This window comes from Kurthia sp. 11kri321 (assembly GCF_001534765.1).
In the GTDB taxonomy this organism is placed as follows: domain Bacteria; phylum Bacillota; class Bacilli; order Bacillales_A; family Planococcaceae; genus Kurthia; species Kurthia gibsonii.
This window is the reverse complement of sequence record NZ_CP013217.1, coordinates 2,486,231-2,509,993: the sequence shown is the minus strand read 5'-3', so window position 1 is coordinate 2,509,993 and position 23,763 is coordinate 2,486,231. Positions and strand designations below refer to the sequence as shown.

Annotated in this window: 24 protein-coding genes; all 24 read left to right on the top strand. The window is 38.6% G+C overall.

Annotated elements, in window-relative coordinates; translation table 11 throughout:
• Nucleotides 1–866 precede the first annotated feature (866 nt).
• Complete coding sequence (locus tag ASO14_RS12545) at nt 867–1,466, top strand: thymidine kinase (protein ID WP_068455919.1); 600 nt, start codon at nt 867–869, stop codon at nt 1,464–1,466.
• 148 nt (nt 1,467–1,614) lie between these two features.
• Nucleotides 1,615–2,694: a peptide chain release factor 1 gene (gene prfA / locus ASO14_RS12540; protein ID WP_068455916.1), complete on the top strand. Its 1,080-nt coding sequence runs from the start codon at nt 1,615–1,617 to the stop codon at nt 2,692–2,694.
• Nucleotides 2,678–3,538, top strand: a complete 861-nt coding sequence (gene prmC / locus ASO14_RS12535; RefSeq protein ID WP_068455912.1) for a peptide chain release factor N(5)-glutamine methyltransferase — start codon at nt 2,678–2,680, stop codon at nt 3,536–3,538. Before prfA ends, prmC begins: the two co-directional genes overlap by 17 nt.
• A gap of 228 nt (nt 3,539–3,766) precedes the next feature.
• Nucleotides 3,767–4,792 (top strand): L-threonylcarbamoyladenylate synthase, encoded by a 1,026-nt coding sequence (locus ASO14_RS12530; RefSeq protein WP_068455909.1) that lies wholly within the window; start codon nt 3,767–3,769, stop codon nt 4,790–4,792.
• A 205-nt stretch (nt 4,793–4,997) separates the two neighbouring features.
• Entirely contained in the window at nt 4,998–5,435 is a 438-nt protein-coding gene (locus ASO14_RS12525) for a low molecular weight protein arginine phosphatase (protein WP_068455906.1), read from the top strand.
• A gap of 3 nt (nt 5,436–5,438) precedes the next feature.
• Nucleotides 5,439–6,725, top strand: coding sequence for a methyl-accepting chemotaxis protein (locus tag ASO14_RS12520; protein ID WP_068455903.1), 1,287 nt, complete (start codon nt 5,439–5,441; stop codon nt 6,723–6,725).
• Nucleotides 6,726–7,050: 325 nt separating this feature from the next.
• Nucleotides 7,051–8,220, top strand: a complete 1,170-nt coding sequence (locus ASO14_RS12515) for a YhgE/Pip domain-containing protein (protein ID WP_068455891.1) — start codon at nt 7,051–7,053, stop codon at nt 8,218–8,220.
• 26 nt (nt 8,221–8,246) lie between these two features.
• Nucleotides 8,247–8,789, top strand: a complete 543-nt coding sequence (locus tag ASO14_RS12510; RefSeq protein WP_068455888.1) for a PadR family transcriptional regulator — start codon at nt 8,247–8,249, stop codon at nt 8,787–8,789.
• 362 nt (nt 8,790–9,151) lie between these two features.
• Nucleotides 9,152–9,595 carry a ribose 5-phosphate isomerase B gene (rpiB, locus tag ASO14_RS12505; RefSeq protein ID WP_068455885.1) on the top strand — a complete coding sequence of 148 codons (444 nt, stop codon included), beginning with the start codon at nt 9,152–9,154 and terminating at the stop codon, nt 9,593–9,595.
• Nucleotides 9,596–9,620: 25 nt separating this feature from the next.
• Nucleotides 9,621–10,166 carry a TIGR01440 family protein gene (locus tag ASO14_RS12500; protein WP_156422375.1) on the top strand — a complete coding sequence of 182 codons (546 nt, stop codon included), beginning with the start codon at nt 9,621–9,623 and terminating at the stop codon, nt 10,164–10,166.
• Nucleotides 10,167–10,191: 25 nt separating this feature from the next.
• On the top strand, nt 10,192–11,430 hold the full coding sequence (glyA, locus tag ASO14_RS12495; RefSeq protein ID WP_068455879.1) for a serine hydroxymethyltransferase: 1,239 nt from the start codon (nt 10,192–10,194) through the stop codon (nt 11,428–11,430).
• Between the two features lie 732 nt (nt 11,431–12,162).
• Entirely contained in the window at nt 12,163–12,792 is a 630-nt protein-coding gene (upp, locus tag ASO14_RS12490) for a uracil phosphoribosyltransferase (protein ID WP_068455876.1), read from the top strand.
• 28 nt (nt 12,793–12,820) lie between these two features.
• Nucleotides 12,821–13,933, top strand: coding sequence for a non-hydrolyzing UDP-N-acetylglucosamine 2-epimerase (wecB, locus tag ASO14_RS12485; protein WP_068455873.1), 1,113 nt, complete (start codon nt 12,821–12,823; stop codon nt 13,931–13,933).
• A gap of 516 nt (nt 13,934–14,449) precedes the next feature.
• Nucleotides 14,450–14,818, top strand: a complete 369-nt coding sequence (locus ASO14_RS12480; RefSeq protein WP_068455870.1) for an ATP synthase subunit I — start codon at nt 14,450–14,452, stop codon at nt 14,816–14,818.
• Between the two features lie 38 nt (nt 14,819–14,856).
• Nucleotides 14,857–15,570, top strand: a complete 714-nt coding sequence (gene atpB, locus ASO14_RS12475) for a F0F1 ATP synthase subunit A (protein ID WP_068455867.1) — start codon at nt 14,857–14,859, stop codon at nt 15,568–15,570.
• Between the two features lie 85 nt (nt 15,571–15,655).
• On the top strand, nt 15,656–15,874 hold the full coding sequence (atpE, locus tag ASO14_RS12470; protein ID WP_068455864.1) for a F0F1 ATP synthase subunit C: 219 nt from the start codon (nt 15,656–15,658) through the stop codon (nt 15,872–15,874).
• A 169-nt stretch (nt 15,875–16,043) separates the two neighbouring features.
• The gene (atpF, locus tag ASO14_RS12465; RefSeq protein WP_068455861.1) at nt 16,044–16,565 is read left to right on the top strand and encodes a F0F1 ATP synthase subunit B; all 522 of its coding nucleotides are present in this window, start codon (nt 16,044–16,046) and stop codon (nt 16,563–16,565) included.
• Nucleotides 16,562–17,098 carry a F0F1 ATP synthase subunit delta gene (locus ASO14_RS12460; protein ID WP_068455859.1) on the top strand — a complete coding sequence of 179 codons (537 nt, stop codon included), beginning with the start codon at nt 16,562–16,564 and terminating at the stop codon, nt 17,096–17,098. The genes atpF and ASO14_RS12460 overlap by 4 nt, the downstream gene beginning before the upstream one ends.
• A gap of 34 nt (nt 17,099–17,132) precedes the next feature.
• Entirely contained in the window at nt 17,133–18,656 is a 1,524-nt protein-coding gene (atpA, locus tag ASO14_RS12455; protein WP_068455854.1) for a F0F1 ATP synthase subunit alpha, read from the top strand.
• Between the two features lie 48 nt (nt 18,657–18,704).
• Nucleotides 18,705–19,562, top strand: coding sequence for an ATP synthase F1 subunit gamma (atpG, locus tag ASO14_RS12450; RefSeq protein ID WP_068455851.1), 858 nt, complete (start codon nt 18,705–18,707; stop codon nt 19,560–19,562).
• A gap of 49 nt (nt 19,563–19,611) precedes the next feature.
• Nucleotides 19,612–21,036 carry a F0F1 ATP synthase subunit beta gene (gene atpD / locus ASO14_RS12445; RefSeq protein WP_068455847.1) on the top strand — a complete coding sequence of 475 codons (1,425 nt, stop codon included), beginning with the start codon at nt 19,612–19,614 and terminating at the stop codon, nt 21,034–21,036.
• A 24-nt stretch (nt 21,037–21,060) separates the two neighbouring features.
• A complete protein-coding gene (locus ASO14_RS12440; RefSeq protein ID WP_068455844.1) occupies nt 21,061–21,468 on the top strand; it encodes a F0F1 ATP synthase subunit epsilon in 408 nt (135 codons plus the stop codon).
• Between the two features lie 311 nt (nt 21,469–21,779).
• Nucleotides 21,780–22,022 carry a DUF1146 family protein gene (locus ASO14_RS12435; protein ID WP_082701482.1) on the top strand — a complete coding sequence of 81 codons (243 nt, stop codon included), beginning with the start codon at nt 21,780–21,782 and terminating at the stop codon, nt 22,020–22,022.
• A 395-nt stretch (nt 22,023–22,417) separates the two neighbouring features.
• On the top strand, nt 22,418–23,719 hold the full coding sequence (gene murA, locus ASO14_RS12430; protein ID WP_068455841.1) for a UDP-N-acetylglucosamine 1-carboxyvinyltransferase: 1,302 nt from the start codon (nt 22,418–22,420) through the stop codon (nt 23,717–23,719).
• Nucleotides 23,720–23,763: the final 44 nt, after the last annotated feature.

The following is a 23,763-nucleotide window of genomic DNA, read 5'->3' as shown; positions in this document are numbered from 1 at the left end:
TCCCTTTCGTCGGAGGAGATTCCCTTTGGCGCGCGGATTTGTCCCTTTCGATGGTGGTGTTTCCCTTTCGCGCGTGGAATAGTCCCTTTCGCAGGCGGCGTTTCCCTTTGGCGCGTGGATTTGTCCCTTTCGTCGAAGGAGATTCCCTTTGGCGCGCGGATTAGTCCCTTTCGATGGCGGTGTTTCCCTTTCGCGCGTGGATTTGTCCCTTTCGGCGGAGGAGAGTCCCTTTCGATGGCGGTGTTTCCCATTCGCGCGTGGATTTGTCCCTTTCAAAGGCGAAGACTCCCATTCGCGCGCAAATTTGTCCCTTTCAAAGGCGAAGACTCCCATTCACGCGTGGATTTGTCCCTTTCAACGGCGAAGATTCCCTTTCGTGCGTGGATTTGTCCCTTTCGGCGGAGGAGATTCCCTTTGGCGCGTGGATTTGTCCCTTTCGTCGAAGGAGATTCCCTTTGGCGCGTGGAATAGTCCCTTTCAACGGTGAAGATTCCCTTTGGCGCGCAGATTTGTCCCTTTCGATGGTGGTGTTTCCCATTCGCGCGCGGATTTGTCCCTTTCAACGGCGGAGATTCCCTTTGGCGCGCAGATTTGTCCCTTTCGATGGTGGTGTTTCCCATTCGCGCGCGGATTTGTCCCTTTCGTCGGAGGAGATTCCCTTTCGTAAGCGAATCAGTCCCTTTCAACGCCAAACTCCTTTTAAAAAAAGTGCGAAAATGACCATGTATTTAACCTTGATAAAAAGGGTAGATTCCTGTAGTATAAAGCACGTTGTTTAAAATAAAATCATCGTTTTACATCATATAAAATTTTGAATTTACATATAAATAATGCCATAATTATAGAATGAAGAAAGGGGTATTCCAATGTATGTAACGCAGCAAAATGGCTGGATTGAAGTAATTTGCGGTAGTATGTTCTCTGGGAAGTCGGAGGAGTTAATTCGTCGTGTACGTCGTGCACAATTTGCGAAACAACGCATTGCAGTATTCAAGCCACAAATTGATAATCGTTATAGTGAAGAAGCCGTTGTATCACATAATGGCACAACCGTTATTGCTTATCCGATTCAAGAACCATCAGAAATGTGGGATTATATCTCAGACGAGTACGATGTTATAGCAATTGATGAAGCCCAATTCTTTGGTCACGATATTATCGAAACGGTACAAAAATTAGCAGATCATGGCTATCGCGTGATTTTAGCTGGACTTGACCAAGATTTTAAAGGCGTTCCATTTGGACCGATGCCATTTTTAATGGCGATTGCGGAACAAGTCACGAAATTACAAGCTGTATGTAGCGAATGTGGCTCACCAGCTAGTCGCACACAGCGTTTAATTAACGGAGAACCTGCAAAAGCGGACGATCCTGTTATTTTAGTAGGTGCATCTGAAGCATACGAGCCAAGATGTCGTCATCATCACTTTGTACCAGAAGGTAAGACATCTGTTGTAGAAAAGTGATGAAAAAAGTCGTTTTTTAGGGTAAAATATATAGGATGATTTTTAAAAGAGTAGCAAGAGTTACTCTTTTTCTTTATACTATTATAGGGACAATAAATAGATAAAACATGATATAGATTAGGAATAAGAAAGGAAAAGGTGAAAATATATGTTTGATCGCCTTCAAGCAGTTGAGGACCGTTATGAACGTTTAAATGAGTTATTAAGTGACCCGGACGTTGTATCGGATAATAAAAAATTAGCACAATATTCAAAAGAACAATCAGATATTCAAGAAACAGTTGAAGTGTATCGTGAGTATAAATCAATTAAAGAGCAAATCGCTGACGCAAAAGAGATGTTAGACGAAAAGCTTGATCCAGATATGAAAGAAATGGTTAAAGAAGAATTAAAAGAACTAGAAGTACAAGTACCGGGCTTAGAAGAACGCCTAAAAGTACTGTTAATTCCAAAAGACCCGAACGACAGTAAAAACGTAATCATGGAGATTCGTGGGGCAGCAGGTGGAGACGAAGCAGCCTTATTCGCAAACTCTCTATTCCGTATGTACAGTAAATATGCGGAAACACAAGGCTGGAAAATCGAAGTTATGAACGCGAACCCAACAGAACTTGGTGGGTATAAAGAGATTGTCTTCATGATTAATGGACAAGGCGCTTACTCAAAATTCAAGTATGAAAGTGGCGCACACCGTGTACAACGTGTTCCAGAAACAGAATCACAAGGTCGTGTACACACATCTACATCAACAGTAGTGGTTATGCCAGAAGCAGAAGAAGTAGAATTAGACTTACAAGAAAAAGATATTCGTGTCGATATTTACCACGCATCAGGCGCAGGTGGTCAGCACGTCAACAAAACAGCATCAGCTGTACGTATGACGCATATTCCAACAGGCGTTGTTGTAGCGATGCAAGATGAACGTTCACAATTAAAAAACCGCGAAAAAGCGATGAAAATTTTACGTGCGCGTGTATATGATAAATTACAACAAGAAGCGCAAAGTGAATACGATGCGGAACGTAAATCAGCTGTTGGTACAGGTGACCGTTCGGAGCGTATTCGCACATACAACTATCCACAAAACCGTGTAACGGATCACCGTATTGGCTTAACAATTCAAAAATTAGACCAAATCATCGAAGGTAAGCTCGATGAAGTATTCGATGCATTAATTATGGAAGAACAAGCGAAAAAATTGGACCAACTAAATGAACCAAGAATGTAAGCAAGTTTTCGAGGCCCTTCAATGGGCTTCTTCTTTTTTAGAGGAAAAAAATCGTGAGGCGAATGCAGCCCGCTTACTACTTCAGCATGTTTTAGCTGTTGATTATACAGGTCTCATGTTGAACATGCGCGAGCCTTTAACGGAAGAACAGCAACAACAATTTGAGGAGCTAATCCACGCTCATATCGCTGGTAAACCAGTTCAATATTTAATTGGAACAGAACAATTTTATGGTCGTACATTCCAAGTGAATGAAGCTGTATTAATTCCAAGACCAGAAACGGAAGAATTAGTAGAGCAAGCACTAGATCGGATGACAGCGAAGTTCGGTGATGCATCATTATCACTTGTGGATATTGGAACAGGCAGTGGTGCAATTGCAGTTACGCTAAAAAAAGAGCGCCCGAGTCTGCAAGTAACAGCTACTGACCTAAGTGAAGATGCACTTCAAACTGCAAAACAAAATGCACAACTGTTAGAAGCAGATGTCACTTTTTTGCAGGGTGATTTAACAGCACCTGTTCAACATCAAAAATTCGATGTTGTACTATCAAACCCACCGTACATTGCGTTCGACGAAGTGAATGTGATGAATGAAGTAGTATTAGAACATGAACCGCATACAGCTCTATTCGCTGAAGAAAATGGTCTTCAGTTGTATCGTCGACTTTGTGAGGAGTTACCGCATATTGTGCATAACCAAGCAATTATTGGCTTTGAAATAGGTTATCAACAAGGTGAAGCTGTGTATAACTTATTGAAAAAAAGTTTTCCACAGGGAAAAGTAGAAGTTTTAAAAGATTTATTTGGACAAGATCGTATGGTTTTTTGTGAAATCGGATAGTTATCCACAACTGTAAAGTATAAAACCTTTACATTTATAAAATAATTAAAAAATGGTGCGAAATGCGTAGTATCAATACTTATAAGAAGTCTAAAGCACCTATTTTCAAATAAATTCGTATATTTCTGAAAAAGTTATGCACAGAATTTCACGAAATATCCACAATTTCAATCGAAAAATCAAAAATGTGCATAACTTTCTGAAAAATTGTGTGGGAGGAAGAACAAAATGGAGACAAAACGAGTAGTCGTCAATCCAGATGGTACATTTACTTCTGCCTATGATGAAGCAGTTCAATTATTAAAAGCAGGTGAGGTTGTCGCGTTTCCTACCGAAACAGTTTATGGACTAGGTGGCGTTGCAACAAGTAATGCGGCAGTTGCTAAGATTTATGAAGCAAAAGGTCGACCATCTGACAATCCATTAATCGTTCACATTGGAACAATTGAAGAAATTGATCGCTATGTAATCGATGTAAATGATAAGGCAAAAAAATGTATGGATGCATTTTGGCCAGGCCCTCTAACTGTTATTTGTAAAGTGAAGCCGAATATACTATCTGAAAAAGTAACAGCTGGTTTGGATACAGTTGGTTTACGCATGCCAAGCCACCCCGTATCACTACAATTGTTACGACATCTAGGGGAACCAGTTGCTGCGCCAAGTGCGAACCGAAGTGGTAAGCCAAGTCCAACAGAAGGTATTCACGTAGAAGAAGACTTAGCAGCTAGAATTCCGATGATTGTAGATGGTGGCGCAACAGGAATCGGTGTGGAATCAACAGTAATTGATTGCACATTGGATATACCCACCATTCTACGTCCGGGTGGTGTCACAAAAGAAATGTTGGAAGCTGTCATTGGAGAAGTTCATCAACCAACACACTTAGAACAAAAAGAAGGTGCCCCAAAAGCGCCCGGTATGAAATATACACATTATGCACCGAATGCGCCTGTTTATATGATTGAAAAAGATGAAGAGAAAATCCAGTCTGCAATTCAAGCGCTGCATAAAGAAAATAAAAAAGTGGCTTTACTCGCGCCAGAAAATTATGCGTGTGAGCAAGCGGATTATTTCTTCTCATTTGGACAAGATACACAAGAAGAGATGGCGTTACATCTGTATCATGCATTACGTGCTTGTGACGCAACGGATGCAGATATTGTACTCGCAACTGCGACAACGACAGATGGTGTGGGTTCAGCTATTATGAACCGACTTGAAAAATCAGCAGGCGGTAATTGGTATAAATAAAAGTTTTCAAAGAGAATCACGCAATCAAGTGATTCTCTTTTTTCTTTTCTCTAGATGGTATGTGTTAAGATGAATATAATAAAAATAGATGGAAATAAATAATGTACGAAGTCATAGTTGATACTTTAGGCATAATATTTTTTTGGTAAAATGTATCATTTTTCCTTCTATTTAAGGTATAATTTAACTATAAGAGAGGTGCGCCATGCAAATTTATTTTATTTGTACAGGTAATACATGTCGAAGCCCAATGGCAGAAGCAATTTTGAAACATAAGAAATTAGAAAATGTGGATGTATATTCAGCAGGTGTTTATGCACAATCAGGTGTTCCAATGTCTACAAATGCGCAAATTGTATTACAAGAACATGGAATTGAAGCGCAACATCAATCTTCACCAGTAGATGTAAATCGATTAAATCAGTCAGATTTAATTTTGACGATGACAGGATCGCATTTACATGCATTATTGCAAGTATACCCACACATTGCGGATAAAGCATTTACATTACATGAATACGTATATAATCTGCAAAAAGATGTATCGGATCCATACGGTGGAAGTGTAGATGTCTATCGTCGTACATTTGAAGAACTACAACGTTTGATTGACGCACTTCAATCGAAAATAGTGGAGGATTAATACATGGAAAAAGAAAATAAGCACGCATTTAGTTTACGTAAAAAGTTAGTCTTATTTGTAGTAGCATTAGCAGTCATTACATACGGGACGAGCTTAGTATTTATACAATATATTCAGCCTACGTTCTTTCCCGATTCCAATGTATTAGTATTTGAGATTGTAACGTTTAGTTTAGGAGTTATGTGGTCTGGTATTTTAGCAGCAATTTTAGCATTCTTTATTATTAAGCCGTTACAACAACTTGAAAAAGTAGCGCTAGAAGCAGCAAAAGGGAATATTCATCAAGAAATTGAGGTTCGTAAATCAAAAGATGAAATCGAATCTTTAGCGAAGGCTTTTCAAACGATGCTTGTCAACTTGCGTCAAATGGTCAGTAGTATTGAAGATAATTTTCAACAAACGAATCAAACGGTTCGCGCTTTATCAGTAGAATCAAAAGAAGCTTTAGAACAGTCGGATGCCATTGCCCAAACAATCGCACAGATTTCAGAAGGCGCTGTAGATTCAGCCATCTCGATTCAAAATACAGCTGAAGCGATGGAAGATGTACGTTCACTAGCAGATGAAGTGAATAATCACGCAGTAACTTCTTCAGAGTATTCTCGAAAAATGATTGGTGAACTGAATCGCACAACAACAGCCATTGAACAACTTGTGAAGGGGATTCAAGATATGGCTGAGGGGAATCGTCTTGCGTTACAAGATATCCACCAATTAGAACGCAATGCTAATGAAGTTGAAAAGATTATTTTATTAGTCGGTTCAATTGCAGAGCAAACGAATTTACTGGCATTGAATGCGTCAATTGAAGCAGCGCGTGCTGGTGAGCATGGTAAAGGATTTGCAGTTGTAGCAGAAGAAGTACGTAAACTTGCGGATGGTAGCGCAGAAGCAGCAAAAGGTGTTGCGAAATTAATTCAAGTGATGCAAGCAGACGTTGTACAAGTTGTAGGCAAGATGACGTCACAAGTTGAAATTGCAGAACATGAAATGGCACGTGTCAACGAAACAACAGACGCTGTTTCAAGTATGAATCAGATTGTGAATAAGATGGCATCTTCAGTAGATGAGATTTCAACATTTGTTGGAAAACAGTTACACAATATTGAACAAACAGCACAACAGTCACAAGAAGTAGCAGCGATTGCTGAGGAGACAAGTGCAGGAGCGCAGGAAGTTCGTAGTGCGACAGAAGAACAAGCTCGTTCGATTTCGCAAATGGATGACCTATCACGCAACTTACAAGTACAATCAGAAGAACTGCATAAAACCATTCAGCAATTTAAGTAATATAATAGTAGAAAAGAGAAATCACTTGGGGAAAGTGGTTTCTTTTTTTATTTCAGAGATGGATTTAATCCATAGAACATTTAAAAAAGAGTGTTCTCTTCACCTTCAATTTTGAAGTTTATAGAAAAGGTGAATTATTTGGTCAAGACTTTTAAAACATACTTGTCACGCTTTCGTCATATTTTGATATTTTTTTAAAATCGACTTCATTTTCTCATTGCGCGAATGGATGTTTTTATTATATAGTATTCAATACTTCAATTGAAATACTCTAATTAAAGTATTTTAATTCAAAATGAAAACAAAAAGGGGAACATCATAGAATATGAAATTCAAAGATTTTATTAAAGGTAAAAGTATTGGTTCAGCTATGTTCATGGCGATTTTTTATGTCGTAGTTATGCTTGGTATTTTTTTAGCTGGTTACTCGGCACTTCCGGGAAACATCGACCGCTTACATGTAGCCATCGTAAACGAAGACGAAGGTGCATATGGTAAACAAATCGCAAAAAGTCTTGAAAAAGAATTACCATTTAAACATATTGAAAAAGATTTAACGAATAAAGAAGCAATGAAAGAATTGAACGACAACGAAGTAGCGATGGTTGTTCGTATTCCAAAAACATTCTCAAAAGATTTACAAGATGGTAAAACAAGTTCATCAATTGACTTTAGTGTGAACGAAGCATCTGCCACAGCAGTATCTTCAACAATGACACAAGTAGCAAGTCAAATTAATGCACAACTAAGTAAGCAATTCTCAACGCAAACAGCTGAAGGAATTTTAGCGCAGTTACAAGTTCCAAAAGAACAAGCAAAAGAGATGGCTGAAGCAATTCAAACAAGCTATCAAGGTAACATTAAAATTATCAACGATGTACCGGCAGGCATGCAAAATAACATGCTACCAATGTTCTTAACGATGTCACTATATATTGGTGCCATGATTGGTTCAATGATGTTAGTAGGTGCATTCAAATTAAATCGTGGTAAAGCGACAAAAACACGTCTCTTCACGTATATGCAATTAGCATCAATCATCATTGGTGTGATTGCAGGTATTGCTTCAACAATTATTTCATTCTTATTAATCGACCATTTAGAAGGATCAAAAGCATTCTTCGAAATGTGGGGACAACAAGCATTAAACTACTGGGTATGCTTCAACTTCACAGCTATGTTCATCTTCTTATTAGGCGATGCAGGTATGATTGTGAATATTCCAGTACTGCTTTACCAAACAATTTCAAATGGTGCAACAATCTCTTACGATATGATGTACGCACCATTCCAATGGGGTAGCCACATTACGCCAATGTTCTATTCAGTTCAAGCGTACTTTGCAAACATCTTTGGTAATACATCTGCCGCACCATTTATTTGGGGACTAGTAGCAGTAGGCTTAGTCGCAATGTTATTTAACATCATCATTGCTTGGTTATTACACCGTCCACTACCACTCGACAAACCAGAGGCAGAAGCAACAGCTAAATAATGTAGCAACATATAGGAGCTGAAGAAGTGAGTATTCAAATATTTATTTTAAGTAACTTAATAGAACAGAGCGCCTATCCATATCAACTCAAGAAAAAATTAGCTGACTTTAAAATTCTCGATTTGAATAACTCACTATCAGAAAGTCGGCTATACTATAATTTTGAATCGCTAAAAAAACAAGGTTTGATTGCAGTAGAAGAAGTACTGCATGAAGAACATCGTCCAGATAAGCAGATGTTCACGATTACAGAAAAAGGTCGTGAACAGCTCGCTGGAAAAATCTATAAAGTGTTCGAACAAGCGATTGGCATTGATGATATGATGGTTGGTTTGGGCAATCTTGAATATGTCGATTGTTATCGCGTACTTGCGATACTTGAGAAAAAGCTCGACAAGTATAAAAAGAATTGGGCGATGATTACGACATTTGATAGCGAAAAATATGTAACGACACGCTATGCGGATCTACGTACGATGATGGATGCCTATACGACGGAACGATATGAACAATTAATTCGTTATATGGAACAAATCATTGAATATGTAGAACAATACGAAAAAAAATGAGAGATGGGCGATTCAGTCCATCTCTTTTTGTTGAAAGAAATTCAGGTTTGAAATAGGTTTTGATTCACTAAAGAAGTAAAAATGGAAAAAAGATAACATTTTTTGTCCATATAGTAAGAATTATCAGAAAAATTAACGTATTGTATAAATCTGCAAAGTTCGGTATTATGGATTTAAAGAGATGTTTTATTTATTTTAAAGCTCTGATTACTATCTATAACTTAACTATATAATCTTTTTAAGTTTTAAATGTTCGTCTTATGGGCGTGGAAGGACCTTAAATTTTGAAAATATATGTCTTTCTCAATGTAAAAATGGTAATATTGTAGTGAACCTTAAACATAATGAAAAGAGGGATTAAATTGAAAATCGCAATTTCATCTGACCATGGCGGAAACAATTTACGTAAGGAGATTATGGCCTTACTAGATGAGCTAGGATTCAGTTATGAAGATTTTGGACCTCAAGACGACAGCTCTGTAGATTACCCTGATTATGCAAAACCAGTATCAGAAGGTGTTGCTTCAGGTAATTTCGATAAAGGTATTTTAATTTGTGGTACAGGCATTGGTATGTCAATCGCTGCAAATAAAGTAAAAGGAATTCGTTGTGCATTAGTACATGACGTATTCTCAGCAAAAGCTACACGTTGCCATAATGATTCAAACATTATCGCAATGGGTGAACGTGTAATCGGCCCTGGCCTTGCACGTGAAATTGTCGCAACTTGGTTACAAACAGATTTTGAAGGTGGTCGTCATGAACGCCGCATCGAAAAAATCACTGCACTTGAAGAACAAAAATAAGCGCAATTCGTAAGGAGACATGATCATGTTAGACACAATCTCGCAAGATCTAACCATCTTATTAAATGAATTAGCAGAACAAACCACTTTTAAAAAGGGGCAATTATTTGTTGTCGGATGTTCCACATCTGAAGTCAAAGGTGCAAAAATCGGTACAGCAGGTGGGTTGGAAATTGCAGAAGCACTGTATCAACCACTTGAACAATTTGCAAAACAGCATGGACTCTATTTAGTATTCCAAGGCTGTGAACATATTAATCGTGCTTTAACAATGGAGAGAGAAGCAGCAGAACGCTATCAATTAGAAGAGGTTGCTGTTATTCCAGTCGTCAAAGCAGGAGGATCGATGTCAGCATATGCTTATCGTCATTTACAAGACCCCGTCGTTGTAGAGACTGTACAAGCTCATGCAGGAATTGATATCGGCCAAACATTAATCGGTATGCATTTAAAGAGGGTGGCAGTTCCTGTTAGAACATCTGTCCAACGTATTGGTGAAGCTGTTGTAACAGTTGCAAAAACTCGTTTAAAACTAGTCGGTGGAGAACGAGCAGTATATACATTAGATTAATTAATTATTTAGGGGGCAAAGAGAAATGGAAAAACTTGCAGCAAAAGATAAGGCGGTATTTAACGCAATTGAATTAGAATTTGCACGCCAACAAGAAAACATCGAGTTAATCGCTTCAGAAAATATCGTAACAAAAGCAGTAATGGAAGCACAGGGTTCTGTATTAACAAACAAATATGCAGAAGGTTATCCTGGGAAACGCTACTACGGTGGTTGTGAATTCGTAGATATCGTAGAAGATATCGCGCGTGATCGTGCAAAAGAATTATTCGGTGCAGAATACGTTAACGTACAGCCTCACTCGGGTGCACAAGCAAACATGGCAGTTTATTTCACAATTCTTGAGCAGGGCGATACAGTGCTGGGTATGAACTTAGCACATGGTGGTCACTTAACACATGGTAGCCCAGTGAACTTCTCTGGCGTTCAATACAATTTCGTAGAATATGGTGTTACAGAAGATACAAACGTAATCGACTATAACGATGTTCGCGAAAAAGCATTAGCGCACAAACCAAAATTAATCGTAGCAGGTGCTTCAGCTTACCCACGTGAAATCGACTTCGCTAAATTCCGCGAAATCGCAGACGAAGTAGGCGCGCTATTCATGGTGGATATGGCACATATCGCAGGTCTTGTAGCAGCTGGTCTTCACCAAAACCCAGTACCATATGCTGATTTTGTAACAACAACAACACACAAAACATTACGTGGTCCACGTGGCGGTATGATTCTTTGTAAAGAAGAATGGGGTAAAAAGATTGACAAATCAATCTTCCCAGGAATTCAAGGTGGTCCATTAATGCACGTAATCGCAGCGAAAGCAGTAGCATTCGGTGAAGCATTACAACCAGAATTCAAAGCATACGCACAACAAGTCATCACAAACGCAAAAGTATTAGGTGAAGCACTAGAAGCTGAAGGCATCAAAACAGTTTCAGGCGGTACAGATAACCACCTATTACTATTAGATGTACGCTCACTAAACCTAACTGGTAAAGAAGCAGAAGCTTTATTAGATGAGGTACACATCACAGCGAACAAAAACGCAATTCCATTCGACCCAGAAAAACCATTCGTAACTTCAGGCGTACGTATCGGTACACCAGCGATTACATCTCGTGGTTTCAAGGAAGAAGATATGAAAGAAGTTGCTTCAATCATCGCACTTGTATTGAAAAATCCAAACGATGCAGCAATCAAAGCAGAAGCAATTACACGCGTAAAATCATTAACAGATGCACACCCAATCTACGCAGACTAATTTATAAAATGGAGAAATCGCCTGAGGGCGGTTTCTTTTTTTTGTTAGGATTTTGAATGAGTGCCCCTTTCAAAGAGCGAGATTCCCTTTGGCGCGTAGAATAGTCCCTTTCAAAGAGTCGAATTCCCTTTCGCATGCAAAAAAGTCCCTTTCGGAGAGCGAGATTCCCTTTGGCACGTAGAATAGTCCCTTTCAAAGAGCGAGATTCCCTTTGGTGTGTAGAATAGTCCCTTTTAAAGAGTCGAATTCCCTTTCGCGCGTAGAATAGTCCCTTTCAGATGAGAAGATTCCCTTTGGTGCGCAGAATAGTCCCTTTCAGATGAGAAGATTCCCTTTGGTGCGCAGAATAGTCCCTTTCGAAGAGTCGAATTCCCTTTCGGAAGAATAATTCCCTTTGGCACGCGAACCAGTCCCTTTTAAAAAATCTTCGTTATTCAATAGTAAGCTTCTAAAAGATATAAATTTTCGCTTTAGATTCACTCCTATTAAATAAAAGTAAATAGAATGGGGAATAGAATCATGTAGGAAGTCACGCTTTTTTGACTAAAATTCACTTTTTTATTGGAGTTTCTTCTATTATATAGATGAATTTTCAGAAATCTTATTTCGCTCTAATCCGTCACATGAAAACTTAAAATGTGTCAAAAAGAGAAATGAAAATATTGACATTTGTATGCCGTTTTATTTCTGTTATAATAGTCAAGATAAACAAAAGTAGGGAGAGAACTAAAAATGGGAAAAGTATATGTATTCGACCATCCATTAATTCAACACAAATTATCATACATCCGTGATATCAATACAGGAACAAAGGAGTTTCGTGAACTAGTTGACGAAGTAGCTACATTAATGGCATTCGAAATCACACGTGATTTACAAACAGAAGAAATCGAAATTCAAACACCTGTTACAAAAACAAAAACAAAAGTATTATCAGGTAAAAAGATGGCAATCGTGCCAATCCTACGTGCTGGTTTAGGCATGGTAGATGGTATGTTAAAACTAATTCCAGCTGCAAAAGTAGCACACATTGGTTTATACCGCGATCCAGAAACTTTACAACCGGTAGAATACTACGCAAAATTCCCAGCTGATATTGAAGAACGTGAATTCATCATCGTTGATCCAATGTTAGCTACAGGTGGTTCTGCAATTGAAGCAATGAACTCACTGAAAAAACGCGGCGCGAAAAACATTCGCTTCATGTGCTTAATTGCGGCTCCAGAAGGCGTAAAAGCAATTCAAGAAGCACACCCAGAAATCGATATTTACATTGCGGCATTAGATGAAAAATTAAATGACCATGGCTATATCGTACCTGGACTAGGTGATGCAGGCGATCGTTTATTCGGTACAAAATAATACGTTGTACAGGGATGGTGCAAAAAACATGAAAAAGTGGAAAGTAATGACTGTGTTTGGTACAAGGCCGGAAGCCATTAAGATGGCGCCTCTTGTAAAAGCGTTGCAGCAAAATACAGAGCAAATTGATACAGTTGTGACGGTAACGGCGCAACACCGCGAAATGCTTGATCAAGTATTAGAAACTTTTAAGATTGTTCCAGATTATGATTTGAATATTATGAAAGAACGCCAAACACTTCTTGATGTTGCGACACGCGGTTTAGAAGGTCTCGATCAAATTATGAAAGAGGCGAAACCCGATGTTGTACTTGTACATGGCGATACAGCAACTACATTTGTGGCTAGTTTAGCTGCCTTCTATAATCAAGTAGCGATTGGTCACGTAGAAGCAGGTCTTCGTACATGGAATAAATATTCACCATATCCAGAAGAGATGAATCGTCAACTGACAGGTGTGTTAGCTGACATTCACTTTGCACCAACTGAACAAGCGAAAGAAAATCTTCTAAAAGAAAATAAAGAGCCGAACTCAATTATTGTGACAGGAAATACAGCGATTGATGCATTAGCGACAACTGTTGCAGATGACTATACACATCCTGTACTTGAAGCAATTGGTGACAATCGAATGGTTCTATTAACCGCACACCGACGTGAAAACTTAGGTGAACCGATGGAAAATATGTTCCGAGCGATTTATCGTATTTTAGAAGAACATCCAGATGTACAAGTAGTCTATCCGATGCATTTGAATCCAGCAGTTCGTGACACAGCGCGTGCAATTTTAGGATCGCATGAACGCGTTCATCTAATTGAACCGCTTGAAGTATTTGACTTCCATAATTTTGCGTCACGTTCTTACATGATTTTAACGGATTCAGGTGGTATTCAAGAGGAAGCGCCGTCACTAGGAAAACCAGTACTCGTATTACGAGACACGACGGAACGACCAGAAGGAATTGAAGCGGGGACACTCAAGCTTGCTGGAGTGGAAGAAGAGACCATTTATGATTTAACAAAAGAATTATTGACGGATAGTGCATTATACAATCAAATGGCGCAAGCATCGAATCCGTATGGTGACGGGCATGCATCAGAGCGTATTGTAGAGGCATTAATCTCTTTTCTAGAAAAATAAAAAACAAAAACTACTCGAACAGCTAGAATACGAATATTCTTAGTCGAGTAGTCTTTGTTTTTAAAGTTAAATCGAGAAATAAAGAACATTTCCAAGTTTTTTCTTAAATTTGTCGACTATTTGACAAAAGTGTACAGGTTGTGAAGTTTTTATGCAGAACCAATTGACATGAAATATTCACTATTGTATGCTAACAAAGGGTAAGAATGATAAGGGTTTCTATGTCTGAATATCAAGCCGTACCTCTTTTTTTTATGGAGTTTGGCTATTGACGTATAAGGCAAATCCCTAGCTTTTGACTCTTTTAACGTTTTCGGACGTGTAAAGGTTCTTATATGGAGCGATGGTACTTCATTAAATGTTAGCTAATAATACATAATAAGTTTCCGATTAAGTTAAGCAATGCTTACTTTGGTAACGGTTACCCTTAATATGTTCCACAATTAGCTACGTTCCATCCGGTGGTCAGCTTTATATCCATCATTCGAAAAAAAGATTCAGGAGACTAAAGACCAAATGGTAGAAATGCATCGGATTTTTAAAAAGCAGGTAATAGGTTTTATTATTTTGCTAATCGTTTGTGCAATCGGCTGGGGCTTTACATCGTACCACGCGTTATTCGCAGGTCTCGCATTAGGTGCCCTTTGTGGTCTATTTAATTTTTGGAACCTGGTCCGAAGAATGGAAAGCTTTGATCGTAAGACACGTCAGGGACAAAAGGTTAAGTCCTTAGGTACCCTTATTCGCTACGGATCAGCTTTACTTGCGGCAGCAGTTGCAATAACTTGGTCTGAGTATTTTAACGTAGCTAGTACTGTCGTTGGATTAATGATTCCGTACATTCTACTTTTTGTAGATAGGATCATAGTTCAGTTGAAAAACTAAATAAGCAAAGCGCATGTGAAAGAGAGGTGAACGAACAAGTGGAACATAAAAATCCTTATTTTGAAATAGCTGGTTTAGGCTTCAATACAGCAGACGTCATGATGTTATTAATCACAGCAGTGATTGTATTCATTATTGCGGTTGTATCAACACGTAAACTTCAGTTAAAGCCAACTGGTATGCAAAACTTCATGGAGTGGGTTATGGACTTCGTGAAAGGCATCATCTCAAACAACATGGACTGGAAGACAGGTGGTCAATTCCACATCTTAGGTATTACATTAATCATGTTTATCTTTGTAGCGAACATGCTAGGTCTACCATTCTCAATTTCTGTAGATGGTTACTTATGGTGGAAATCACCAACAGCAGATCCGGTTGTTACACTAACATTAGCTGTTATGATTCTTGTCTTAACAAACTACTATGGTGTAAAAGCACAAGGTATGAAAGGATACTTGAAGACATTCGTGTCTCCAATGAGCTTCTTACTACCAATTAAGATTATTGAAGAACTTGCAAATACATTAACTCTTGGTCTACGACTTTACGGTAACATTTTTGCCGGGGAGGTATTATTAGGATTATTGGCAGGTCTGGCTACAGCGTGGTCAGGTGCTGGTTTCTTAGCAGCTTTCATTCCAATGATGGCATGGCAAGCATTCTCAGTATTTATTGGAGCAATCCAATCATTCATCTTCGTTATGTTAACAATGGTTTACATGTCTCACAAAGTGAGCAAAGACCATTAATTAATTATAAACCAGTTAATTCGTATTCATTAGGGATTAGCTAAACAACAAAAAAATATCATATTTCCAAGGAGGAAAATTTACAATGGGTTTAGGTTTAATCGCAGCAGCAATCGCAGTTGGTCTAGGTGCACTAGGTGCAGGTATTGGTAACGGTCTTATCGTAGGTCGTACAGTTGAAGGGATCGCTCGTCAACCAGAATTACGTGGAGTATTACAAACAACAATGTTCATCGGTGTCGCTTTAGTAGAAGCATTACCAATCATCGCAGTAGTTATCGCGTTCATCGTAATGAACAAATAATTTGTCTTCAATGTTTCTTGGCGAAGTCTTAATTAGTTGAGTCACTTCGCCTTTCATTTATATCGGTTTCATTACCGATATAAATTCCTTTAGACTACAAATCTTAAACAAGATTCAATTATAAAAAAATTTCAATTGACTCTAAGCTCTTGAAGGGAGTGAAACAATCGTGTTATTAGATTATTTAGTGCTAGGTTCCGCAGCGGGCCAAAACCAATACGGTACAATTTTAGCAACATTAGTAGTATTCGTAGTATTAATGCTTCTTCTTAAAAAATTCGCATGGGGTCCACTTATGGGAATTATGCAACAACGTGAAGAATTAGTTGCATACGAAATCGAATCAGCTGAAAAAAGTCGTAAAGAAGCACATGAATTATTAGAAGAACAACGTAGCCTTCTTAAAGAAGCTCGTACAGAAGCGCAAGCGATTGTGGAGAACGCTAAACAACAAGCAATTCTTCAAAAAGAAGAAATTGTTTCATCAGCTAAAGCTGAAGCAGTTCGTTTACAAGAATCAGCGAAACGTGATATTGAGAGCGAAAAAGAAAAAGCTATCGCAGCTGTTCGTGAAGAAGTGGTTTCACTATCTGTACTGGCAGCAACTAAAGTTCTTAACAAAGAAGTTTCTACAGAAGATAATCGTACGCTTATCGAAGAAACGATTGCGAAGGCAGGGGAAGCTCGATGAGTCAATCCATTGCAGCGAATCGCTATGCTAAAGCCTTATATGAATTGGCAAAGGAAAAAAACGTAGTTGCTGAAACAGTAGCTGACTTACGTGAAGTAAGAATCGTTTTTACAGAGTCTAAAGATTTATTCAATCTTTTAGTAGCTCCTAACCTAACAACAGAGAAAAAATTTGAACTAATTGATTCAATTTTTTCATCTGTACAACCAATTATTGTCGATGCACTAAAAGTTATCTTAGTTAATAACCGAATCGACGAAACTGTAAGTGTGATTGATTCGTTTATCCGCATTGCGAATGATGAGTCAGGTGTAGAAGATGCAATTGTGTATTCTACAGAAGCGCTTACTGAAGATCAACTTGAACGAATCTCAACAACTTTTGCTAAGCAAGTTGGTAAAGATTCATTAAATATTACAAACGAAATTGATTCATCATTAATTGGTGGAATCAAATTAATCATTGGAAACCGAATTTACGATAATACAATCGTAAGCAAAGTGAACGGTTTACGTCGTGCATTACTAGGTTAATCCAAAATTATTGTGAGAGGTAGAGGTGACAAACGTGGGCATCAAAGCTGAAGAAATCAGTGTTCTTATTAAACAGCAGATGGAAAATTTCCAATCTGAGATGCAAGTTAGCGAAGTTGGTACAGTCATCAGTGTCGGTGATGGTATCGCTCGTGCTCATGGTCTTGACAATGCCATGTCTGGGGAATTATTAGAATTCTCTAATGGTGTTCTTGGGTTGGCTCAAAACCTAGAAGAAAATAACGTAGGTATCGTTATTTTAGGTCCAACACAAGGCATTACAGAAGGCGACGAAGTTCGTCGTACAGGTCGTATTATGGAAGTACCAGTTGGTGAAGAACTAATTGGTCGTGTAGTAAATACATTAGGTTTACCAGTTGATGGATTAGGTCCAATCAACACTACTAAAACTCGTCCAATCGAAAGCCCAGCTTTCGGTGTAATGGCTCGTAAATCAGTAGACCAACCTTTACAAACAGGAATCAAAGCGATTGACGCACTTGTTCCAATCGGTCGTGGTCAACGTGAGTTAATCATCGGTGACCGTCAAGTTGGTAAAACTTCAATCGCAATCGATACAATTTTAAACCAAGCAGACCAAGATATGATTTGTATCTACGTTGCAATTGGTCAAAAAGAATCTACTGTACGTAACGTTGTAGAAACTCTACGCGCACACGGTGCATTAGATTACACTATCGTACTTACTGCGTCAGCATCTTCTCCATCTCCAATGTTATACCTAGCTCCTTATGCTGGTGTATCAATGGCTGAAGAATTAATGCTACAAGGTAAAGACGTATTAATCGTATATGATGATCTTTCTAAGCAAGCAGCATCTTACCGTGAGCTTTCATTATTATTACGTCGTCCTCCAGGTCGTGAAGCTTACCCTGGTGATGTATTCTACCTACACAGTCGTTTATTAGAACGTGCAGCTCGTCTTAACGAAAGATACGGTGGTGGTTCAATCACTGCATTACCATTCGTTGAAACTCAAGCTGGTGATATCGGTGCGTACATCCCAACAAACGTAATCTCAATTACGGATGGACAAATCTTCTTACAAGCTAACTTATTCAACTCTGGTGTACGCCCTGCGATCAACCCAGGTTTATCAGTATCTCGTGTTGGTGGTTCTGCACAAATTAAAGCAATGAAAAAAGTTGCCGGTACGCTACGTCTTGACTTAGCTACATTCCGTGAACTTGAGTCATTCGCTCAATTCGGTTCAGACCTAGATGCAGCTACAACTGCTAAACTTGAGCGTGGTAAACGTACAGTAGAAGTTCTAAAACAAGATCTAAACAAACCATTAAAAGTTGAGCGTCAAGTTGCAATCATCTACGCTTTAACAAAAGGTTTCTTAGATGATATCCCTGTACATGACATCGTACGTTTCGAAAACGAATTTAACTTATGGTTAGATGCTAACGATGCAAACCACAAAAACGTTTTAGGTACAATTCGTGAAACTAAAGGCCTTCCAGCTGATGAAGATATGAAATCAACTATTGAAGCATTCAAGAAAACTTTCGCAATCTCAGAAGAAGCTTAATTTAGTGAAAACGAACTTTTAAAAAAACGGTAAGGTGGTGAAATACCAGTGGCAACATTACGTGAGGTAAAACAACGTATTAACTCTACAAAATCTACAAGTAAAATCACATCAGCGATGCACTTAGTATCATCTTCTAAGATGTCACGTGCAGAGCGAAATGCGAAAAAGTACGTACCTTATATGGCTAAAATTCAAGAAGTAGTAGCTGCAATCGCTCAAGGAACATCGAATGCTTCTCACCCGATGCTAGTTGAACGCCCAGTTAAGAAAAGCGCATATTTAATTATCGCTTCTGACCGTGGTTTAGCAGGTGCTTACAACACGAATGTAATCCGTACTGCATTAAACGGTATGGAAAAACGTGGCCAAAAGAAAGAAGACGTAGTCATCTTTGCAATAGGTCGTACAGTAGCTGATTTCTTTAAGAAAACAGGCTACACAGTTGTGGACGCGGAGATTGGTCTTCCAGATCAACCTGCATTTGCAGATATTAAAGCGATTGCTCGTAAAGCTGTTGGTATGTTCACAGATGGCACATATGATGAAATCTACATGTGTTATAGCCATTTTGTAAGTGCTATTTCTAGCGAATTAGTTGAGAAAAAGTTACTTCCAATCACTGATATCGCGCCAGCTACTTCTACTGCATCTTATGAATTCGAACCATCAGGTGACGAAATTCTAGAAGTATTGCTTCCACAATACGCAGAAAGTTTAGTATATGGTGCGTTACTAGATGCTAAAGCTAGTGAACATGCTGCACGTATGACAGCAATGAAAAACGCTACAGATAACGCTAAAGAATTAATTGATGACTTAACAGTCTTGTATAACCGTGCACGTCAAGCGGCTATTACACAGGAAATTACAGAAATCGTAGGTGGAGCTGCAGCCTTAGAATAGGCTAAGCTTCATCTCAAACTGTAATAGTTTGATAGGAGGGAAAAAGTATATGAACACAGGACACGTTCTTCAAGTAATGGGTGCTGTTGTCGACGTTAAGTTCGAAAACAACGCATTACCTGAAATTTATAACGCTTTAACTGTAGAAATTAAAAAGCCTAATCAAGAGCCTCAAGTTCTTACACTTGAAGTTGCACTTCATTTAGGCGACAATACTGTTCGTACAATCGCTATGTCATCTACTGATGGCTTACAACGTGGAGCAGTAGTAACTGACAAAGGTATGGCAATCTCAGTACCAGTCGGTGAAAACACTTTAGGTCGTGTATTCAACGTACTTGGTGAACCAATCGACTTAGAAATCGGTAAACCAGAAATTCCAGCTTCTGATCGTCGTGATCCAATTCACCGTGAAGCTCCAACATTCGATGAGCTTTCAACTTCAGTTGAAGTTCTTGAAACAGGAATTAAAGTAGTAGACTTATTAGCACCTTACATCAAAGGTGGTAAAGTTGGTTTATTCGGTGGTGCCGGTGTAGGTAAAACGGTATTAATCCAAGAATTAATCAACAACATCGCAAAAGGCCACGGCGGTATCTCAGTATTCGCTGGTGTTGGTGAGCGTACTCGTGAAGGTAATGACCTTTACTACGAAATGACTGACGCAGGCGTTATCACTAAAACTGCGATGGTATTCGGTCAAATGAACGAGCCACCAGGCGCACGTATGCGTGTAGCACTTTCTGGTCTTACAATGGCAGAATACTTCCGTGATGAAATGGGACAAGACGTTCTATTATTCATCGATAACATCTTCCGTTTCACTCAAGCAGGTTCTGAGGTTTCTGCATTATTAGGTCGTATGCCTTCTGCTGTAGGTTACCAACCAACTCTTGCTACTGAAATGGGTAAATTACAAGAACGTATCACTTCTACTAAAAAAGGTTCTGTTACTTCTATCCAAGCGGTATATGTACCAGCCGATGACTACACTGACCCGGCTCCAGCTACAACATTCGCTCACTTAGACTCAACAACTAACCTTGAACGTAAATTATCTGAGATGGGTATCTACCCAGCGGTTGATCCACTTGCTTCAACTTCTCGTGCATTAGCACCTGAAATCGTTGGACAAGAGCACTACGATATCGCTCGTCGTGTACAATCAACTTTACAACGTAACAACGAATTACAAGATATCATCGCTATCTTAGGTATGGATGAATTATCTGATGAAGATAAATTAACTGTAAACCGCGCTCGTCGTATTCAGTTCTTCTTATCTCAAAACTTCCACGTTGCGGAACAGTTCACTGGTCAACCAGGATCATTCGTACACGTAAAAGATACTATTAAAGGTTTCTCTGAAATCCTTGAAGGTAAATACGATAAATTCCCTGAAGAAGCATTCCACTTAGTGGGCGGCATCGATGATGTTATTGCTAAAGCAAAAAGTTTAGGCGTAACACTTTAATATTAGGGACGAGGAGGAAAAAATATGAAGACCACTGTAGTCAACATTGTCACTCCCGACGGCCCAGTATACGATTCTGAAGTCTCAATGGTAAGTGTGCGTACAACAGGCGGGGAAATGGGGATCTTACCAGGTCACATTCCAACTGTTGCGCCACTTGAAGTTGGGGTTGTTCGTCTGAAAAAAGATAAAACAACTGATTTTGTAGCAGTAAGCGGCGGTTTCGTTGAAATCCGTGGCGATAAAGTTTCGATTTTATCTCCTTCTGCTGAACCTGCTGATTCAATTGATCTTGCTCGTGCGAAAGAAGCACTTCAACGTGCAGAAAAGCACTTAGCAGCAAAACAAGACAAAAACACAGATTTCAAGCGTGCTGAAGCAGCGCTAAAACGCGCAATGAATCGTATCAACGTTAAAGAGGGTAACATCTAATTTAATAAAAGACTGTCTTAATGACCAACTTTTGTTGGCTTGTTAAGACAGTTTTTTGTTTATACATAAAAAATACCCATTTCAAATCATGAAAAACCTTTATTTTCCTTTTAAATAAATCATCTGTATGTTTTAATAGAGAGTGGGTTGCATAAAAAATGTATTCACTCGATTTTCTTTTGGAAATATGATAAAAATTTGACTGGTAAATGGGACGATTTTTAACCTATACTTCACTTTTTTGTAGCAATATGCTTCATTTATTGAGATAATGAACCTATGTGTATTTTTACTGAAAGGGGAAATGGAATTTGGATTCGATTAATGCAACAATTGGAACGAGTGCACTTTTAGGATTGATCTCGCATATCTTTTTTATTGGTATCGCATTTTACTCATTGCAGAGTTTGATGTATGAGCAGATCTTCAAAAAAGGGAGAGTATTTCAAATCCAACTTCTATTGATCTTAGTGAGTATTGCACTAGGAACAGCTGTGTCGAATTTCTTTTTACAGTTTTTAAACTGGTCGCGTCAATTACAATATTTGTTTTAATTGTTAAAGGCGTAATTTTAAAGGGTTTGCACATAAAGCATCCAATATTATATTGCTATTGAAATGAGAGAGAGAAATAATTGCCTGGGAAATAGTCAGGTAATACATAGATGTTTTGCGTTTTATGTCCTGATTTCGAGGGTACTGTTCTTACAGTGGTTCATTTACCTATAAAGAGATGAAAGTCTGTGTTCTAGCGTCTTCTCAGTATCTATAGTAATACAAAATACATTTTGAAAATAGTTTAAAGGGTGCTTGAAATACATCTGGAAAAAAGGTAATATTGTACTTGTTTTGTTACTAATAAATGACATCATACATTTAGAATTTTATGAACGAATAATAGATAAAATAAATACTGAGATGACAGAATATGAGTTCGGAGGGACAGATTAATGGATAAAATTATCGTCAAAGGCGGTCGTGTATTAAAAGGAAATGTACGTGTAGAGGGTGCCAAAAATGCCGTTTTACCTGTATTAGCCGCTACGCTTTTAGCATCAGAAGGAAAGAATACAATTAAAAACGTTCCGAACTTAGCAGATGTATATACAATTGATGAAGTATTAAAAAGTTTAAATGTTGACGTATCTTTTTCACCTGAAACAAATACAGTTGAAATTGATGCTTCTAAAACACTTTCATCAGAAGCGCAGTTTGAATACGTTCGTAAAATGCGCGCCTCAATTCTTGTTATGGGGCCATTATTAGCACGTAACGGTTATGCACGAGTTGCAATGCCAGGTGGATGTGCAATCGGTTCACGTCCAATTGACCAACATCTAAAAGGTTTTGAATTAATGGGTGCAACAATCTCAAATGGACATGGTTATGTTGAAGCAAGAACAGAAGGTCGTTTAAAAGGTGCAACAATCTATTTAGATTTCCCAAGTGTGGGCGCAACAGAAAATATTTTAACTGCTGCAGCACTTGCAGAAGGTACAACAATTATCGAAAATGCAGCAAAAGAACCTGAAATCGTAGACTTAGCAAACTTTATTAACGAAATGGGTGGCCGTGTTGTCGGTGCAGGTACAGATAAAATTCGTATCGAAGGTGTGGAACGACTAACAGGAACAACACATCATATTATTCCAGACCGTATTGAAGCAGGTACATTTATGGTAGCTGCAGCGATTACTGGTGGCGATGTTGTCATTGAAAACGCCGAAGCAGAGCATATGACAGCGTTGATTTCGAAAATGGTTGAAATGGGCGTAGAAATCACTGAAGAGGCTTCAGGACTTCGTGTACGCGCTACACAGCCATTGAAAGCAGTAGATGTGAAAACGATTCCTCACCCTGGCTTCCCAACAGATATGCAATCGCAAATGATGGCGTTAATGTTAGTGACACAAGGTACGAGTGTCATTACGGAGACTGTATTCGAAAATCGCTTTATGCACGTTGAAGAATTCCGTCGTATGAATGCGACAGCAAAAATTGATGGTCGTTCAGTAATTATCGAAGGTCCTTCATCTTTACAAGGTGCAGAAGTAGCAGCAACAGATTTACGTGCAGCAGCAGCACTTATTTTAGCAGGTCTTGTAGCAGACGGTATTACACGTGTTTCTGAATTAAAACACTTAGATCGTGGTTATGTTGATTTCCACAAAAAACTAGCTTCTCTTGGTGCTGACATCGAGCGTGTATCAAACACAGAAGAAGTTGTCGAAAGAGAATTCCAAGTAAATTAATTTCAAAACGAAGAAGTCCATTTTTCTAGACATGAATTGTCTGT

What these genes read in the sequence shown, in the direction of transcription:
- ASO14_RS12545 (WP_068455919.1), top strand. Translation starts at nt 867, where the DNA reads ATGTATGTAACGCAGCAAAATGGCTGGATTGAAGTAATTTGCGGTAGT.
- prfA (WP_068455916.1), top strand. Translation starts at nt 1,615, where the DNA reads ATGTTTGATCGCCTTCAAGCAGTTGAGGACCGTTATGAACGTTTAAAT.
- prmC (WP_068455912.1), top strand. Translation starts at nt 2,678, where the DNA reads ATGAACCAAGAATGTAAGCAAGTTTTCGAGGCCCTTCAATGGGCTTCT.
- ASO14_RS12530 (WP_068455909.1), top strand. Translation starts at nt 3,767, where the DNA reads ATGGAGACAAAACGAGTAGTCGTCAATCCAGATGGTACATTTACTTCT.
- ASO14_RS12525 (WP_068455906.1), top strand. Translation starts at nt 4,998, where the DNA reads ATGCAAATTTATTTTATTTGTACAGGTAATACATGTCGAAGCCCAATG.
- ASO14_RS12520 (WP_068455903.1), top strand. Translation starts at nt 5,439, where the DNA reads ATGGAAAAAGAAAATAAGCACGCATTTAGTTTACGTAAAAAGTTAGTC.
- ASO14_RS12515 (WP_068455891.1), top strand. Translation starts at nt 7,051, where the DNA reads ATGAAATTCAAAGATTTTATTAAAGGTAAAAGTATTGGTTCAGCTATG.
- ASO14_RS12500 (WP_156422375.1), top strand. Translation starts at nt 9,621, where the DNA reads ATGTTAGACACAATCTCGCAAGATCTAACCATCTTATTAAATGAATTA.
- glyA (WP_068455879.1), top strand. Translation starts at nt 10,192, where the DNA reads ATGGAAAAACTTGCAGCAAAAGATAAGGCGGTATTTAACGCAATTGAA.
- upp (WP_068455876.1), top strand. Translation starts at nt 12,163, where the DNA reads ATGGGAAAAGTATATGTATTCGACCATCCATTAATTCAACACAAATTA.
- wecB (WP_068455873.1), top strand. Translation starts at nt 12,821, where the DNA reads ATGAAAAAGTGGAAAGTAATGACTGTGTTTGGTACAAGGCCGGAAGCC.
- ASO14_RS12480 (WP_068455870.1), top strand. Translation starts at nt 14,450, where the DNA reads ATGGTAGAAATGCATCGGATTTTTAAAAAGCAGGTAATAGGTTTTATT.
- atpE (WP_068455864.1), top strand. Translation starts at nt 15,656, where the DNA reads ATGGGTTTAGGTTTAATCGCAGCAGCAATCGCAGTTGGTCTAGGTGCA.
- ASO14_RS12460 (WP_068455859.1), top strand. Translation starts at nt 16,562, where the DNA reads ATGAGTCAATCCATTGCAGCGAATCGCTATGCTAAAGCCTTATATGAA.
- atpD (WP_068455847.1), top strand. Translation starts at nt 19,612, where the DNA reads ATGAACACAGGACACGTTCTTCAAGTAATGGGTGCTGTTGTCGACGTT.
- ASO14_RS12440 (WP_068455844.1), top strand. Translation starts at nt 21,061, where the DNA reads ATGAAGACCACTGTAGTCAACATTGTCACTCCCGACGGCCCAGTATAC.
- murA (WP_068455841.1), top strand. Translation starts at nt 22,418, where the DNA reads ATGGATAAAATTATCGTCAAAGGCGGTCGTGTATTAAAAGGAAATGTA.